The sequence below is a fragment of the Imperialibacter sp. EC-SDR9 genome, from assembly GCF_902498805.1.
GTDB lineage: Bacteria > Bacteroidota > Bacteroidia > Cytophagales > Cyclobacteriaceae > Imperialibacter.
This window is the reverse complement of record NZ_LR701575.1, coordinates 280,221-297,072: the sequence shown is the minus strand read 5'-3', so window position 1 is coordinate 297,072 and position 16,852 is coordinate 280,221. Positions and strand designations below refer to the sequence as shown.

At 47.9% G+C, this 16,852-nt stretch carries 8 protein-coding genes; 2 read left to right on the top strand and 6 right to left on the bottom strand.

All coding sequences use genetic code 11. The features are described 5' to 3' along the window. Position 1 precedes the first annotated feature (1 nt). The 3 genes from GC130_RS04140 to GC130_RS04130 all read right to left on the bottom strand — a co-directional run bounded on the left by GC130_RS04140 (position 2) and on the right by GC130_RS04130 (position 8,856). Positions 2–5,959 carry a gliding motility-associated C-terminal domain-containing protein gene (locus tag GC130_RS04140; protein ID WP_151996992.1) on the bottom strand — a complete coding sequence of 1,986 codons (5,958 nt, stop codon included), beginning with the start codon at positions 5,957–5,959 and terminating at the stop codon, positions 2–4. Positions 5,960–6,148: 189 nt separating this feature from the next. Further along, positions 6,149–6,778 carry a response regulator transcription factor gene (locus GC130_RS04135; protein WP_151996991.1) on the bottom strand — a complete coding sequence of 210 codons (630 nt, stop codon included), beginning with the start codon at positions 6,776–6,778 and terminating at the stop codon, positions 6,149–6,151. 65 nt (positions 6,779–6,843) lie between these two features. Continuing rightward, positions 6,844–8,856: a tetratricopeptide repeat protein gene (locus GC130_RS04130; protein ID WP_151996990.1), complete on the bottom strand. Its 2,013-nt coding sequence runs from the start codon at positions 8,854–8,856 to the stop codon at positions 6,844–6,846. A 318-nt stretch (positions 8,857–9,174) separates the two neighbouring features. On the opposite strand from GC130_RS04130, the gene GC130_RS04125 reads away from it, so the two are divergent. Continuing rightward, positions 9,175–9,936 (top strand): ThuA domain-containing protein, encoded by a 762-nt coding sequence (locus tag GC130_RS04125; RefSeq protein WP_151996989.1) that lies wholly within the window; start codon positions 9,175–9,177, stop codon positions 9,934–9,936. 70 nt (positions 9,937–10,006) lie between these two features. Next, the gene (locus tag GC130_RS04120) at positions 10,007–10,921 is read left to right on the top strand and encodes a DUF3750 domain-containing protein (RefSeq protein WP_151996988.1); all 915 of its coding nucleotides are present in this window, start codon (positions 10,007–10,009) and stop codon (positions 10,919–10,921) included. A gap of 86 nt (positions 10,922–11,007) precedes the next feature. Here the strand turns inward: GC130_RS04120 and GC130_RS04115 are convergent, their stop codons facing one another. From GC130_RS04115 to hemN, 3 genes are all read right to left on the bottom strand, one after another. Next, positions 11,008–14,115: a PQQ-dependent sugar dehydrogenase gene (locus GC130_RS04115; RefSeq protein WP_151996987.1), complete on the bottom strand. Its 3,108-nt coding sequence runs from the start codon at positions 14,113–14,115 to the stop codon at positions 11,008–11,010. Positions 14,116–14,279: 164 nt separating this feature from the next. After that, the gene (locus GC130_RS04110; protein ID WP_151996986.1) at positions 14,280–15,179 is read right to left on the bottom strand and encodes a serine hydrolase; all 900 of its coding nucleotides are present in this window, start codon (positions 15,177–15,179) and stop codon (positions 14,280–14,282) included. Positions 15,180–15,240: 61 nt separating this feature from the next. Beyond that, positions 15,241–16,602, bottom strand: a complete 1,362-nt coding sequence (hemN, locus tag GC130_RS04105) for an oxygen-independent coproporphyrinogen III oxidase (RefSeq protein ID WP_151996985.1) — start codon at positions 16,600–16,602, stop codon at positions 15,241–15,243. Positions 16,603–16,852: the final 250 nt, after the last annotated feature.

The following is a 16,852-nucleotide window of genomic DNA, read 5'->3' as shown; positions in this document are numbered from 1 at the left end:
ATTATCTTCTTAAGTGTAAAAAGCCTGTCAGTTTTTCTCCCGAGGCCTGAATAAGATAGAAGTACGTGCCTTCCACCAGGTTGAGGCTGCTCCCAACATTGGAGCGGCCCTCAAACCTGGCATTTGAGTCCTGATTATCGTAGTTGGATACCTCAAACACCTTCACGCCCCAACGGTCGTAGATTTCTACGGAATTACCCGGGTGACTTTCGATGTTGGCTATTTTGAGAAATTCGTTTTTGTTGTTGCCATTTGGTGCTACGGCGTTGTAAACAATGATCTCGCCACCGTTTTGGCCTATCACGGGCTCCAATACCGTTAAAATGGCTGCCTCGCTGACCAGACTGCCGCAGTCATGGGAAATAGTACATGAGTAGTTTCCCTGGCTATCGAGACCTACAGCAGCTACAACAAGTTCAGCACTTGTTTCTCCTTCCAGGTTTCTCAGGTCTTTTTGCCACTGGTAGGTTATGTTATCGCCGGAGGCCGTGACCGAGAAGGAGGCTGGCTCACCCACTTCCACCGACTGGTCGGCAGGCTGGGAGGTGAATGCTACTTCCTGCCGCAGGGATATCGGTACTGGTACCCGGGCGCTCTCACAAGTGCCATCGTTAATGGCAACGTAGTAAGTAGCATCGGAAGATAGCGCAGGAGTGACCAACGTACTATTGACTTGATTGGGGATGCCAGCGCCGCCCGTGGGCACCTCGTACCATCGGTAGTTTCCGTCGGTACCTCCGGTAGCTGTAAGAGTCGCACTTTCGTCAGGGCATGTGCTTACTTCGACAGCGGTTGGTGGCGTGACGCCAGAGCCAATCTCGACGGTAACGGGTGTTCGGCTGCTTTCGCAAGTTCCGTTGTTGATAGCAACGTAATAGCTGGTGGTCGCCGATAGGATGGGAGTGGTGAAACTGCCGTTTACCTCACGGGGAATAGCGATTCCTGCTGTTTCGACGTCATACCAACGGTACTCACCTTCCGCACCACCAGAGGCAATAAGGGTGGCACTCCCCGGCGCACAAATAGAGACATCTGTCGTTGTCGGGGGCGTCACTTCTGGGCTAATGCTAGCAGTTACGGCCGTTCTGGGGCTTTCACAAAAACCATCATTGATGGAAACATAGTAAGTTGTAGTGGCCGACAGGGTTGGAGTGGAGTAGGCACCATTCGCTTCCCCCACAATGGCGGTTCCACCTGTTTCCGTGTCATACCAGCGGTATTGCCCATCTGAACCACCCGAGGCAGTTACGGTAGCTGAGCCTGGTCCACAAAGTACCGTATCGGTTGTGGAAGGTGCGGAAGGAGGTGAGTTTACCGTGACCACAACCGGCGTCCTTGCGCTTTCACAGGTTCCATCGTTTATAGCAACATAATAAGTGGAAGTGGCTGAAAGAGCAGGAGTGGTGTAGATGTTGTCGGTTTCTCCACTGATGGCAGTGCCGCCACTTTCAACGTCATACCATCGGTATTGTCCGTCGGTGCCTCCTGTGGCAGTCAGTACGGCAACTTCATCAGCGCATACTGTGACGTCAGATGCTGAAGGTGGATTCAGCGTAGCATTGAGTGTGGCGGTTACCGGAACTCTTTCACTTTCACACAAACCGTTGTTGATCGCCACGTAAAACGTGGTTGTTTCTGAAAGCTCAGGCGTGACAAAGGAGCTGTTTACCTCACCATCAATGGCTGTGCCACCAGTTTCAACATCATACCACCTATACTGACCGGCGGTAGCGCCTGAGGCAGTGAGGGTCACGCTTTCGGACGTACAGGTGCTTGCGTCGGTTGCTGTTGGGGGCGTCAAAGGGCCAATGGTTAGTGTGGCACTTCCCGAGAAGTCGTCGATGATTGTGCTGCCAGATACTTTGCATCGGTAAGTTCCTGCACCAAAGTCGCCTGTTGTATTGATGGAAAGGCTGGAAGTAGTAGCTCCTGAATACCCACCGGCGTTGGAAATATCTTCGTAGATCGAAGTTGAAGTATTCAATTTCTGCCACTGGAAATTATAGGGATATGTTCCAAGTACTGTGGTTGCAAACGTAGCGGTAGAGCCTGTGCAGGCAAATTTGTTAACGGGTTCAGTATCAAAACAAACTGTGGGAACTGCCGGACTTACTTTCCTGATGAAGAAGTCGGTGCCGTTTACATTATTCATTTCGAAGACGCATTCGCTGGGATCGAAATCAATGTGGCGGGCAAAGCCACCCACTGAATACACGTCGCCTGCTGAGTTAACTGCCAAACTATAGCCGTTGGTAGAAGTGAACCCCCCATCTATTTTCCTCATGGCAATCACCCACTTAAAGTTGCCGTCGGTGTCAAGCTTAAGCGTGAAGTTGTTGAGGAATAGTCCAGTACTACTTTCTGATGCGATTAGTGGCCCGGGATCAAAATCGGTGGTGCCCTGAAAGTACCCGGTGGAATACACATCTCCCGCAGCATCGATAAAAATCTGGCCCATGAGTACCGAGTTGAGCCAGGTTGTGAAGGATGCACCCCAAACAAAATTGCCACTTGGATCGAGTTTGACCAGATAAGTGGCAGCCGATCCACTTGAAGTTACTTCGAACGTGCCGGCTCCTGGGTCTATGTCAATGGTGTCGTCAAATCCTCCGGTCACATAAATGTTGCCATCGTTGTCCACTGCAATGCTGTTCCCAGCACCCCCATGGATGAGTTGATGGCTTTGGTATTCACCGGCAGTGTTTAGCTTTAAAATATAGGCCGCACCGTCGGTAAGAGTTTCAATAGCAGTTCCTGCTCCTGGGTCAAAGTCCACGGTGCCTGGCCCATACACTCGTCCGCTGATATAGAGGTAGGTTCCGTCAAAAGCAATGTCGGAACCCGAATCGCTGAATAAGTTGGATGCAGTGCTTGTATTGGAGCCAATATTCCATGCCCATAGAAAGTTTCCGTCTGTGTCCAGACTAGCCGCAAGGATGTCCGTGCTGTTGGTGCCCAGGGCTGTCAGGCTAAAGGAGCCCCCTACATTGGTAGTACCTCTAAAGGCTCCGGTGACATAGAGGTTGCCATCCGCATCGGATTCAATGCCACCAGCGTACTCATCGCTGTTGCCCGCAATGGTCCTCACCCAAATGAAATTTCCGTCAGCATCATACTTGGCAATGGCCATATCATTTTTGTTCGCTGGCGAACTTGGGATGGCAGTCAGGCTGGTCACGCCGTCACCGGGGTCAAAATCAGCCGTCAAATTAAAAGCGATCAGGAGGTAGTAATTTCCAGCCGCATCCATAGTAGCGTCGGCTACGCCGATGTTTCCATTTCCGCCCATCGCTTTTGCCCAAAGTAATGTTCCGTCAGGATCCATTTTCAGCATATATACTTTTGATCCTAGGGTAGACGTGAGAATCGATTCGCCGGGACCCGTGTCGAAATCAATCGTGCCACTAAAGGAGCCAAATACCAGAAGGTCTTCATCACCGGTGAGCAGAATTTTAGCGGCAGCGCTAGTGCCGCCTCCTGAACCTGCGCCCAGTGCCCATACGAATCCGGGTTCTGGCTCACAGGTGCTGATGGCTGCCTGTATATCACTTCTGGCACTTTCACATGTGCCATCATTGATGGCCACATAGTAGTGGGTGGTAGTGGTTATTTCTGGAGTGGTGTAGGTACTGTTTACTTCTCCCGCAATTGGCGACCCACCGGTTGGTACGGTATACCACCTGTATTGTCCATTGGCTGCTCCAGATGCTGTGAGGGTAAAAGAAGTCGCCCCGCAGTTGACAACGTCGGAAACCGAAGGTTGAGCCGGCCCAATATCAAGATATACCTCATCAGAGAATGCGTTGGATGAGAGGTCTCCGGAAACCACACACCGATAGTAGTTTTCTCCAAAATCACCGGCTGTATTAATGGATAGCACCGAGGTATTGGTTCCTGAAAAGCCATCCACATCGGTCAAATCATACCATCCACCTTCGTAGTCTGACTCCTGCCATTGATAGGTGAGGTTGGTTGTGCCGCTCGCAACAACTTCAAAAGTGACTATGTCACCAACGCAACCCGTGTAGTCAACAGGCTGCGTATCAATGGTGATTAAGTCCGTAACGCAGGAAACAAGCGCTTCCCAACCCGGTCTTTCGCCGTCGTTGTCGGAATAAAAGTAGAACGTGATTTCGCCGGTAGCACTCGTTGCAATAATGTCTTTTGGCAGCGTGTTGCCACTCATATAGCTTAACCAGGGCGATGAAGTATCGGGCCCGTCATAAGCGACCAGATATTCGCTGACTTCCGTATCGAAGGACAAAAAGGAAATTTTAATTTTCTCACCGGGGTTTTCGGGAACAAAGGTGAAGGTGAAATCTTCGTTGGCTTCATAGTCGCCGAAGCCGCCGGAGTCTGTGAATTGAAAATCGCATCCCGAAACGTTTCCATCGGCCATTACAATGGATGCTGCGGTGACATAAAAATCGACGTCTGAGGCGACCGTATTGCCAGCAACTGTCACCGTTATGGGGCCGCTGCTGGCCCCGGCCGGTACCGATGTGGTGATGGTCGTCGCCGTGCTAGTGGTTACAACGGCAGCAGTTCCATTAAAGGCGGCGGCATTGTCTGCTGGCGTGGTGCTAAACCCGGTTCCTGTAATAGTAACTTCAGTGCCAACAACGCCCGACAGGGGGTAGAAGCTTGTAACAGATTGATCTATAACAGCAATGTAGCGAGCAAGGGCCATATCCCATGTGGCACCATTAGTTCTACCAGCAAGCACAATCTTTTTGTCTGCCTGGAGTCCAATGGCGTAGGCATTTTCGTTGGACGAACCAAATGCAGTGATCACAATACCGCTAGTGCCGAAGCCAGTGTCTAACGACCCATCTGAATTGTAACGCACCAATGCAAAATCGTTATTTGATCCGTTATTACTAAAGCCGGCGAGTAGTATTTTACCGTCAGCCTGAATGGCAACAGCCCGTCCGGTTTCGTGCGAGCTGCCAACAGGGGTGATGACCTTTCCTGCAGTGCCAAACCCGGTATCTACAGAGCCATTGCTATTGAGACGAGTCAAAGCAAAATCCAGGTTTCCTGAATTGTGTGAGCCACCCACCACTATTTTGCCATCAGTTTGCAAGGCAACGGAATAGGCCTGATCATCTGCAATGCTACTTCCAATGTTCACTGTTACTTTTCCGTCAGTATCGAAACCTGTATCTAAGGAGCCATCAGTATTGTATCTCACCACAGTAAAGTCAGCTTGTGGGTTGGAGCTTGTGCCTGCCAGAACAATCTTACCATCTGCTTGAACTGCAATAGACCATGCCTCACTACTTAAGCTCCCATTTGAGGTGGTAACCTTGCCATCAGTGTCAAAGGAGGTATCCAGGGAGCCATCCGTATTGTAACGCACCAGTGCAAAGTCAAAATTTGAACCATTGTGGCTCCTCCCCGCTGCGAGTATTTTGCCGTCGCTTTGAATAGCTACAGCAAAGGCTTGGTCATCGTCTGTACCAATAGCTGTTGTTAGGATTCCGTCAGTATCGAATGAAGTATCCGGGGCACCGTTGCTTGTGTAGCGCACCAGTGTAAAGTCTTCGTTGGAACCATTAAATGAGTAGCCAGCCACCACTATTTTATCATCCGACTGAATGGCCAACGACCAGCCATAGTCGTCGAAAGTGCCAATAGGCGTAGTCACCTTTCCCGCAGCTCCGAAAGTGGCATCCAGCGACCCGTCGGTGTTGTAGCGGGCAACCGCAAAATCGTCGGTGGTGGCAAAAGTATAGCCAGCGACGATAATTTTCCCATCGCTTTGAAAACCAACGGCGTAAGCCTCATCGCTAAAGCCCCCAAAATCTGTCATTTGCTTTCCATCTCCCGAAAAAGCAAGATCAAGAGTGCCTGGTTGGGCAAGTGTATTTTTTGAGCACAAAGTCAGGAGAGAAAACAACGAGATACTGACGGACAGTAACTTGCAGGTAGTGAGCTTTCCGGTAGCACTTTTCATAAAAAGTTATCGGTTTTTACTTACTTGAAAAAATTCGATACTCCTCTGGTAAGCAGAGAACTAACTTCAATCAAAGCTCACCAAAACAAAGAGTGAAGTAAATCGCATGATGATGTGAGGGGGTTGTGAAGGTAGTTTGCAGGAAATTGATCAAACAGTCACCAAAAGGAACGGCTGTTGATAATGGTTCTAAACCAGCCCCTCATTGATAGCCTTACTTACCGCCTCGATTTGAGAGTGCACCTGAAGCTTTTCGTAGATTTTCTTGATGTGAGTGCGTACAGTATCAAGGCTGATGTCGAACTCAGCGGCAATCATCTTGTAGCTGTTGCCCTGGCTTAGAGACGTAAGAATCTCTTTTTCCCGTGAAGTAAGCTTGTAATTGTTTTCAGCTGGCTTTTGCCTCATTGATTCGATCACCATTCGTGCAATGCTGGGCGACATGGGAGCGCCTCCGGCCAGCACCTCTTCTACTGCGTCGAAAAGGCGGGTAGAAATGTGCTTTTTCAACAAATAGCCCGAGGCACCAGCAAATATGGCGTCTAAAACATGGGTGCTGTCGTCAAATACCGTCAGCATGATGATTGGCAAATTCGGACTGGAACTCCTTACTTTTTTCAAGGCTTCGATGCCTGTCATTTCTGGCATGTCGATATCCATAAAAACCAAATCAGGCTGATGCCGTTCGATTTGCTCGACCGCCTGTAATACGTTCCCATACGCACCTACACAGCGAAAATTCTCATTAAGGCTGATCATGCTTTGCAGGCTGCTGCGAAGGAGCTCATCATCTTCATATAGCAGCACAGAAAGGGACATAACAGGGGTCGATTAGTGGTAAATGATAAAAGTCGGCTATTGCCTGAGTTGAAACAATACCCTAATCATGTGATAGGGAATTCAAGGTTGATATGCGTTCCATTTCCAATAGCACTGGTGCGGCTCAGCGCTCCGAGCAAGCTCTTTGCCCGAGCCTCCATGTTCTTCAGCCCGTTTCCAGGCTTCACTTTTTCAGGATCAAATCCGTTGCCATTGTCGCTAATAGAGAAAATTATGTTCCCATTTTGGCCAGCTACATTGATGATGATTTTTGACGCATTGCTATACTTGGCGGCGTTGTTAATGGCCTCTTTGAAAATGAGGAAAACATTCTTTCTCTTTTCAGAAGCCAGTTCTATGTTTTTTACTTCATCAATCCCCTGAAACGAAAAAGCGATCCCTTTTGGCTCGAGTATTTCGGCAGCGAATTCCTTCATCTTCACCAGCACCTGCTCCAGCGAGTCGTTGTTGGGGTTGATAGACCAAACAATGTCCGACATGCTCTCCATGATCTTGGACGAATGCTCTTGGATGCTTTGAAAGTATTGTCCGGCGTGCCCGTTATCCTCTTTGAGCGCAAGTTGGCTCATAATATTGATGCTGGATAGCGTTGAACCAATATCATCGTGTAGGTCTCTGGCAATGGCATTGCGCATGCGCTCCATTTCAATCGTTCTTTTTGCTCGTGCCACCACACGGTATCGGTTGATGAGCAACAAGCCTACAATGATTACTGAAGCCAGTATTACTGCAATAACAATGACGTTGGCACGTTCACGGTCGAGCGCTAGTGCCTGCAGCTCCTGGTCTTTTTTTAAGAGCTCAATTTCCCGCTCTTTTTTCTCCGTTTGATAACTCCCCTCTAATTCCTTCAGTTCCAATAGCACAGCCATTCCTTCTATTTCCTCTTTCAGTGCTTCGTATTTCTTCTGATATTCAAATGCCTTTTCAAATTGTTTCATCGCCGCATAGTATTCACTTAGTCGGCTGTATTCAATCAACTCTCCATTCCTGTTGCCTGCTTCAATCATAGTTTTTAGGCTTGCAATGAGGGTGTTTTCGTTGGCTTTCTCACTTTTTTGTGCCATGTCAACGCCAACGAGCTCCGATTTGGCTCTGGCGATAACAGAACTGTCGCCCATTTGCTCCGCCAACTCTAAGCTTTTAGAAATATTTTCCCTGGCACGATCAAAATCACCCGTTCGCTTGTAGAGAAGACCAATCTGATGCAGGCCCCGAAGCTCCTCGCCTGGCAGCTTCATTTCCCCGGCAGCAGAAATTGCCTGTAAATAATATTTTTCAGCAAGAGAATATTGACCTAGTTCTTTATACACATCGCCCGCTCCGGTCCAGCTGGTAAGGAGCCCTCGCTTGTCGTTGAGCTGCTCTTTCATCTTAATGGCCTGTAGGTAGTATTTTTTTGACAACTCGAATTGGTTCAGGTGAAAAAAGTCGTTTCCCAGGCTCTGCAAACAAAACGACTGCCCTCTCAAGCTGTTGACTTTTTCAAAAAGGGCCAGCCCTTCAAGGTGATAGTGCATGGCGTTCCGGTAGTCGGCCAGGTTGAAGTAGGCATTCCCGATGTTGAGAAAAAGGCCGCCTGTGTTTTCATGGTCAGGCTGAGCAAACCGGAGATTGTCCAGGAGAAAGGGAAGAGCCTTCTTGTAATAGCCCTGGTTTTTATAATAGAGGCCAGCGGACTGGTTGTAATTCATTTTTAGTTTCCAATTGTCGGGGTTGGCGTCGGACAAGGCCTCTAATTGCGTCAGAAAAAAGACGGCGCTGTCTTGCTGGGCAGAGCTTTGATAAATGATTGTTAGGTAGTGATAAGAGCTGCCTATAGCCTTTACATGATTAAGAGAAGTGGCAATTGGTATGGTTTGGAATGCGTATTCTTTAGCTTTGTTTAAGTCTATCCTGAGGAATTCGCTGATCAGATTCAGCGATGCATTCACGCCGATGGTGTCTTCGGGGTGAAGTTTTAAAACTTGCTTAAGGCTGTCAACATAAGGGGTTTGTGCCACTGACACCAATGCGCATGTAACCCAAAGAAAGCCTATGATAAGAATTCTTTTCAATGCAGACTTTCTTGTCAATTTAGTGAATAAATTGATAGGTAGCCTGTGAATTGCGTCGGGAATTTATAAGCCAGGCCCCGAAATAGATGTAATCCTCTTAAGGCAAGTGGATGACGGAAGCCATTTATCCCTTTCATGGGTGTCTGCTGCACACCATTATAGGTAAATTGAAAGTTTCTGGCGTAATTACAGTTGATACAAATGCTTTGATTGAGCAGGAACCTGAGCCCTTTTTATGACCTGAAAAGTGCCTGTGGTGATATACCCGCATGTTTATTTACTATCAATTAATTAAGAAGACTTAAACCCCTAAATCCAATGTTGAAAAACATACTTTCGTTGCTTTTTGCAATTTGTATTGTGTCTGCTTCACAAGCGCAGCAATTCAAAGTGCTTCTTTTCACTAAAACAGCTGGTTTCCACCACGTGTCTATTCACGAAGGAGTAGATGGCGTTCGTGCGCTGGCCAGCCGCCACAACTTTAGTGTCGACTGGCAGGAAAATGCCTCTGTTTTTAACGACAAGCAGCTAGCCAACTACGATGTGGTAATCTTCCTCAGCACTACCAGCGACATCTTGAATGATGAGCAGCAGGCGGCCTTCGAAAAGTACATTAAGTCTGGCAAAGGCTGGGTAGGCGTGCATGCCGCTGCCGATACCGAATACGAGTGGGAATGGTACACCAAAATGGTAGGCATGATGTTTCAGGTTCACCCGCAGCAGCAAACTGCCTATTTGGACGTAGTCGACAGTAATTTCCCTGGAATGGAGCGCTTTCCCAAAAGACTACTGTGGACTGACGAATGGTATGAGTACCAAAAGCCGTTTAAGTCTGACGACTTGAAATTTTTACTCACCGTGGACGAAAAAAGCTACGATGCATCAACCAATTGGGGGGGTACTGCCAGAAAGGGCATGGGCGATTTCCATCCAATTGCGTGGTATCATGACTACGACGGTGGAAGGGCTTTCTATACAGGCCTGGGCCATATTGGGGCTATCTATTCTGATCAAACCTTCCTGGATCACTTGTATGGCGGTATTTATTGGGCGGCAACAGGAAAGGGCATCAAAAAATAGACTTTATCAGGTTGAATAGGCAAAGCAGCTTTTGGTAACGGAGGCTGCTTTTTCATTTTAACCGGACTGATTGAGTAGCCCTGAAATCACGAGACACGTCACCTTTTTACCTGCCACTCGTAAACAGGGAGTAATCGTGTCCATGGATCGTCAGCTTAATGTTAAACCGAAGAGGAAATGGCCTTTGTCAAAAATTGGCTGGATGGTGCTTTTGGTGTTGTACGCATATGGCATTTACCTGATTGAACCCTTCAGAATTCACCGGGAGCGCCTCGCTGCATCTGATATAGGGGGTTCAGCCTACAGTTATGGTTTGGCACCCAAGGCGGATCAGTACGATGATGCGGTGATACAGGTATATGCAGCCCGTACATGGGGAGCTAAAAAAGTGCTTGCAGTCCATACCTGGATAGCTACAAAAGGCAAGGGTGCCGATCACTACCAGGTCAGCCAGATCATAGGGTGGGCGCTAAACAGAAATGGAACCGCACTTTTCTCAGAGGCAGGCATTCCAGACAAAAGCTGGTATGGCAATGAACCCACGCTTCTCCTTGACCTGCGAGGCCGGGATGCTGAGCTTGTTGTAGACAAAGTTGAGGAAGCAATAGCAAAATACCCATACGCCGACACCTACACCGTTTGGCCGGGCCCCAATAGCAATACGTTTATTGCATGGCTTGGTCTTGAAGTGCCCGAACTTGGTCTCGACCTTCCATCTACAGCCATTGGAAAGGACTGGCGGCCATGGAAAGAAACGTTTGGGTGGTCGGCAAGTGGTAGTGGGGTGCAGGCTTCTGTGTATGGTTTACTGGGTCTCACGGCTGGGTTTCAGGAAGGGGTGGAGGTGAATGTACTTGGACTAAGCCTGGAACTTGATTTATTTGATTTGGCCCTTGAGCTACCCGCTGTGGGAAGAGTAGGAACAGCTCCGGTGGATGTTGATTTGGTCTTTTCCTCCTCAGAATCAGAGGCTACCGGACGGTGACAATAAAGTCAACTTGATTGGGAGCAAAAAGGCACCTGCCTTCTTAAGACAGGTGCCTGGATAGTCGGGTAAGACTTGTTTTCTAACTATTTGAAAAAACTGATTTTGTCCAGACTCATCAGGTTTGTCTCTTTATCCGGATGGGAAACAACAAAGTATAGATTGGCAATCTGACCCACCTCGTCGATGCTGATGTCAGCATTTGCCCACTGGCGATCTCTCCATGAGCCTTCGAACGCTGGCACATCCACCGTACCGATAACCTTGCCTGTGGGGCTGCCTGAAACCACTTTGATCGTTCCGCCTTTCACAGCCATCATGGTTACAGAAATTTTGCTGATTCCCTTCAGGTCAATGCTTTTGTAGCCAATATATGAGCCATCATTGATATTGCTCAGGAAGGCAAAGTCGCCACCATTGGGGCGCTGCTGCTGCACGTCGTTGAAGAAATCGTAGTTTTCAGCCTCAAGCACTGGCGCTTTGATCATAATCATCTTTGACGACTCAATGGCGGAAATGGTGCCATTTCCTTTGTCGGTATACCTGATGCCTACCACATAGGCTCCCTGGTTCTCTGTGCCTTGTTTGTCAAGCGTTATGCTGCCTTTCAAAGGCAAACTTGTAGTCGGGCTCTCTTTCACCAGCGACAGGATATAATCCACCATCACTCTTGTTTCATCGAGCGTAAGTTGCGGGTGGGCTGCCATCAGGCTGTGGCCCCAATTGCCATTGCCGCCTTCGATGATTTTGCCAGCCAGCATGTCTCTTGACGAAGGGTCATCAGCGTATCTTTTTGCAATTTCGATGTAGGTAGGCCCAATCGATTTCTGATCCACAGAGTGGCACGACAAACAATCACTGTTGGCGATCATGTTTTTACCTTTCACATTGATGGCTGGGTTTTTGAAGAAGTCCTCGCCCAGGTTGGCCAGGTCATAGCCGCCTTCCAGATAGCTGAAATTAACGCTTATCGCCTCTTCGGTTATGCTGCCATCCTCTGTGCTGCCGTCTTCTTTGTCGGTAACGATTACTTTGTAGTTATTAGTTTCCTTACCAAAATAGAAGGATTGGTTACCGCTGTAGTCAAAAACGATATTCGAAGGCTCGTTGCCTGCTATCACTTTAACAAAGGCTGAGGCGCTTTCTCCTCGGGAGTCGGTTACTGTCAACTCCACTTCTTGTTCACCGGGCTGATCAAAAGTAATGCTCACATCACGGCCCTCATACTTTTTGCCGTCTTTGGTTGTCCAGCTAAATATCAAAGCATCGTCTTTATCATAGTCAAAAGAGCCCTGCGCTGAGAAGTTGACAGTAAGCGGCACTGCACCTCTGGTTTTGTCCGTCGCTACCTCTGGCACAGGCGCCCTGTTGCCTTCGGTGTACTCAATCCTTACCAGCCTTGCGTCCACATTGTTGGCAAAGTAGTTGGAGCCATACTCCAGCAGGTACATCACACCGTTTTTGTCAAACTCCATATCGATAGGCTTCACAAATGTTTCGTCAGGGAGAAACGACTCAATTTGCGTTGGGTTCCAATCCTCGTCAAACGACACCACCTTGATCCAGCTGCGTGCCCACTCATAAATGAAAAGCTTGCCATTGTAATACTCAGGAAATCCCGCTTTCGAAGCGTTGGCTGGCTTGTAATACATGGGGCCCGACATGGCACTTCTGGAGCCTGTGCCCAGCATGGGCCAAATGTCCGACTGGCCGTAAGGGTACCAGATCATGGCAGGCCTTGCAGGGGGCAATTCTCTTGAGCCGGTATTGTTGGGAGATTCGTTGATTGGGTGGGCCGGGTCTTGCTTGGGGCCAATTTCATCCGTAGCGAAGTCAACCATAGGGAAGGCAATGTTGTTCGCTTCGAAGTACGGCCAGCCGTAAAAGCCAGGCGTTCTTGCCTGGTTCCATTCGTCGTAGCTCTGAGGGCCTTTCTCGCTGTCTCTACCCGAATCCGGGCCCACATCCCCCCAATACACGTAACCGGTTTTCATATCCACGGTGAATCGGAATGGATTTCTGCAACCCATGACATAAATCTCTGGTCGGCCCTGCGAACCATCCTTGGGAAATAAATTACCGTCAGGAATCGTATAGGAGCCTTCCGCCGTAGGTTTGATTCTTAAGATCTTGCCACGAAGATCATGGGTATTGGAGGAACCCTTCTGTGAGTCGAACGGCCCACGGCCTGGGCGTTCGTCAAGGGGAGAATAACCGCTTGATTCCTTGGAGTTGGTGTTGTCGCCGGTGCTGAGGTAAAGATGACCGTTGGGACCAAACACCACACCACCGCCTGAATGGCAGCAGGTTTCCCGTTGCACGCCTACTTCCAGCACAATTTTTTCGCTACCCACTATCAGGCTGTCGGCCAGCAGCGTGAACCTGGACAGGTTTTGCCGGGAGGCACCGCCCAAAGGAGAGTAGTAAATGTAAATCCAGTTGTTTTGATCATAGTTTGGATCTACAGCAAGGCCCAACATACCGTCTTCATAATTGCCTTCTGTATTTACTTTGAAAGTGTGCAGAATCTTCGTTTCGTTTGACTCCGGATCAAACATTTTCAGATTACCTTCCCTCTCGATAAACAGCAGCTTGCCATCAGGAAGTATATCCAACTCCATTGGCTCGTTGACCTCTGCATCGAGAATGATTTTGGTAAACCGGCTGACGTCGGGTGCAGCCAGGCTCTTTGCATTGTCTTTATTAATAGCATTTTCTGCTAAGGAGGAGGAGATGGTCTCACCGGTTAAATCGGTTGCGGTAGCAAAAAATGTTACTCTTCCGCCGTCATAATTTTGTGTTCCGGCTTCCTCAGCAGCAAACAGCCAGGGCCATTGGTATTGGTTGACTGTGTCCCTGAGAGCAAGTAGAGCCCCACCGGTTTGCACGTAGCGCTCAATGTCGGTTTGCCACTGTGGTGTAAGATGATTTGTATTGGCCAGCAAAAGCACACCTTTGTTCTTCCAAAGGTTGTCGCCACGGCGGTCGCTGGTGAGGGAGACTGTGTCGGTTTTTAGTCCTTGCGTCGTGGCATCACTCATTATTTGATTTATCGAAGCTGCTAGCGCATGGTTTTTTTCGTAAACAACCAAAAGCGAGCTGTCACGTGATTCGCTGCAAGAAAATCCAATGAGAGTGATAAAGACGAAAGGCAGAAGCTTCAAAGATGCCTTTTCAAGTAGGTGTTGTTTCATCAATACGTTTCAAATTAATTTGAGCAAGCAAAATAGGTAGATGCACGGCAACTTAGGTAGACAAACGTCTCAAAGGAGGGCGGTAAATATATTAATCCGGCGACAGATAGCCTTTGCCCGATTGAATCGATTGCAGTCTTTTTTGAAACTATAACTGTTGCTGACTATTGATTCAAATAGCTATAAATCTTTTCCGACACCCTTGCCAGTACTTCGGTACCCTCTTCAATGGTGTTCAGGTTCTTAGACAACAGTACCAGTACGTATTTGCGTCCATCGGGTAGATAAACAATGCCAGAATCGTGATGCAATTTGGTAATGGAGCCTGTTTTATGTGCCACAGAAACTGAATCCGGCAAATAGGTCGGAATGATGTCATTGAATCGCTGGTCTTTTAGAATTTTAATCATTGCGGCACAGTCTTCCGGCGTGCCGGCCTTGTCAGTTGCAATCATTTCCATCACAATGGCCAGGTCTTTCGCTGTTGTGGTGTTGTTCATGCCCAGCTCATAGGCCTTTTGGTCTTCCACGCCACGCAGCACCTGGATATCGTTAGCTCCGAATGATTTCATGGTTGTCATTACGTTCGGGGCGCCTACCAATTCTATAAGGATATTGGTGGCCAGGTTGCTGCTCACAGTGATCATTTCGTACGTCAGGTCATAAATAGTGAGCTTTTGGCCAATAAAGCTGTAAAGGCCCTCACCACTATCTTCTCCGATATCCATGGTATAGGCAGATGAGTCGACAATGCTTTTGAATTCATTAACAACCAGAATGGAGTCAGAAAGACTGAATTTACCGGCACGGGCTTGCCTAAACAGCTCAATCATCACCGGCGTTTTCATGGTGCTGGCTGCATGAAATGTCTCCTTTTCGTTGATGTACAGTTGATTGTCAGGATTGCTGAGATCTTTGAAAGCAATGGCATAGTCGCCGGTGTTGGCTTCAAAAGCTGCTGCAATGCTTTGCTTCAGCTCATTCAACGTTTGTTTTTTTGATGAGGGTTGGCAAACGGCCAACGTGAGTGCCAAAGCAAATATCAGGTAGGTAGGTTTTTTCATTGGGTAAAGGCTTTGTTCAAAGTAAAGCACAAACCCTTTAGCTGCCAAACCACTCATACCATCAAATAGTGGATGAAAAAAGTTGCGTTTCGGGCTGTTTTCTCCAAAGCCGTTTATCGAACGCCATGCAAATGTTACGGATAAACGCACGTCCTTTTTCAGTGATATGGACATCGTCGCCGCTTAACTCAATTAGCTCATCCTGCAGAGGCTCGGCCAGTCTTTCCAGTATGGAGCGGTACGGCATTTGTGCCTCAAGTAGCGTTGTGGAGAACCTGCACATAAGATCGAGAATGTGCTGCCTGATGATGAGGTCTTCCTGATTGAGCATATGCCCCCTGAAAACTGGTAAAAAGCCACTTTCAACTGACTCTTGATAGGTTTCAATATCTTTGTGGTTTTGCGCAAATCCATACCACGAGTCGCTGATAGAAGAAACGCCCAACCCAATAAGTAATTTGGTCGATGATGCGGTGTAGCCCATGAAATTACGGTGAAGCTGTCCGTTAATTGATGATTCATAAAGCTCATCCTGTTTTGTGGCAAAATGATCCATGCCAATTTCCACCAAATCGATGTCCAGCAACATGTCTCTTCCAAGTTCATACAAAGCTCGTTTTTCATCATCTTTTGGTAAGTCAGCTTCCGAAAATTTCCTCTGTCCATTTCCCTTGATCCATGGCACATGGGCATAACTATAAAATGCTATGCGATCCGGCTTCAATTCCTTCACTTTCTCAATCGTATCAATGATGGAGTTTGATGTTTGAAAAGGCAGGCCGTAAACCAGGTCGTAGTTGATGGATGTATAGCCCAATTGCCTTGACCACTCTGTCACCTCCTTCACTTTGTCAAACGTTTGATGGCGATGGATGGCCTCCTGCACTACCGGATCAAAATCCTGAATACCATAGCTTACCCTGTTAAAACCCAGTTCCCTGAGTGTTTTCAAATGCTCATAGGAGGTGTTGTTAGGATGCCCTTCAAAGCTGAAAGATGCTTTGGGGTGCTTATGGGCTTTTGAAAGTATGCCAATAATTAGCCACTGCAGGCTGACTGGAGAAAAAAACGTCGGTGTTCCGCCGCCCAGGTGTATCTCTTTAATCACCGGTTTTTTTGGAAGCCGAGCCACGTATAAGTCCCATTCCTTCAGCACGGTACTGATGTAGGGTGTTTCCACTCCGTGATTCTTGGTAATCCGTTTGTTGCACCCGCAAAACGTGCACAGGCTTTCGCAGTAGGGAAGGTGAATGTATAAGCTAATGCCCTCTTCATCAGTGGTTTCAGCAAATGCTTGCTGGAAGCTTCGGGTCCATTGTTTGCAGGTGAAATCGTCCGACTCCCAGTAGGGCACGGTGGGGTAACTGGTATAACGGGGCCCTGGTATATTGTATTTGGAAAGAAGGGATGACTGCTGCTGCATGTTTTTACTTGATTTACTTACAAAGAAAAGTCATCTATCTCCATTGGGAAATGATAAAAATCAGCAAATAGCTTGAAGAGATTCAGTTAAGACAAGCGCCGGAGTAAGTCGCAAGATCAAATACAGCCCGCTCTTTCTCCATTTTCAGTGCTCAGACTGACGATTAAAATTTAAATCCCACCGATCCGAAAGAATGGTAATCGTAATAATTGCTAATTTTAATGATGCTGTTGCCGCCAAATGAATGCAG

Coding starts and splice junctions, on each gene's coding strand:
- GC130_RS04115 (WP_151996987.1), bottom strand. CDS start 14,115: ATGAAACAACACCTACTTGAAAAGGCATCTTTGAAGCTTCTGCCTTTC.
- GC130_RS04140 (WP_151996992.1), bottom strand. CDS start 5,959: ATGAAAAGTGCTACCGGAAAGCTCACTACCTGCAAGTTACTGTCCGTC.
- hemN (WP_151996985.1), bottom strand. CDS start 16,602: ATGCAGCAGCAGTCATCCCTTCTTTCCAAATACAATATACCAGGGCCC.
- GC130_RS04125 (WP_151996989.1), top strand. CDS start 9,175: ATGTTGAAAAACATACTTTCGTTGCTTTTTGCAATTTGTATTGTGTCT.
- GC130_RS04110 (WP_151996986.1), bottom strand. CDS start 15,179: ATGAAAAAACCTACCTACCTGATATTTGCTTTGGCACTCACGTTGGCC.
- GC130_RS04135 (WP_151996991.1), bottom strand. CDS start 6,778: ATGTCCCTTTCTGTGCTGCTATATGAAGATGATGAGCTCCTTCGCAGC.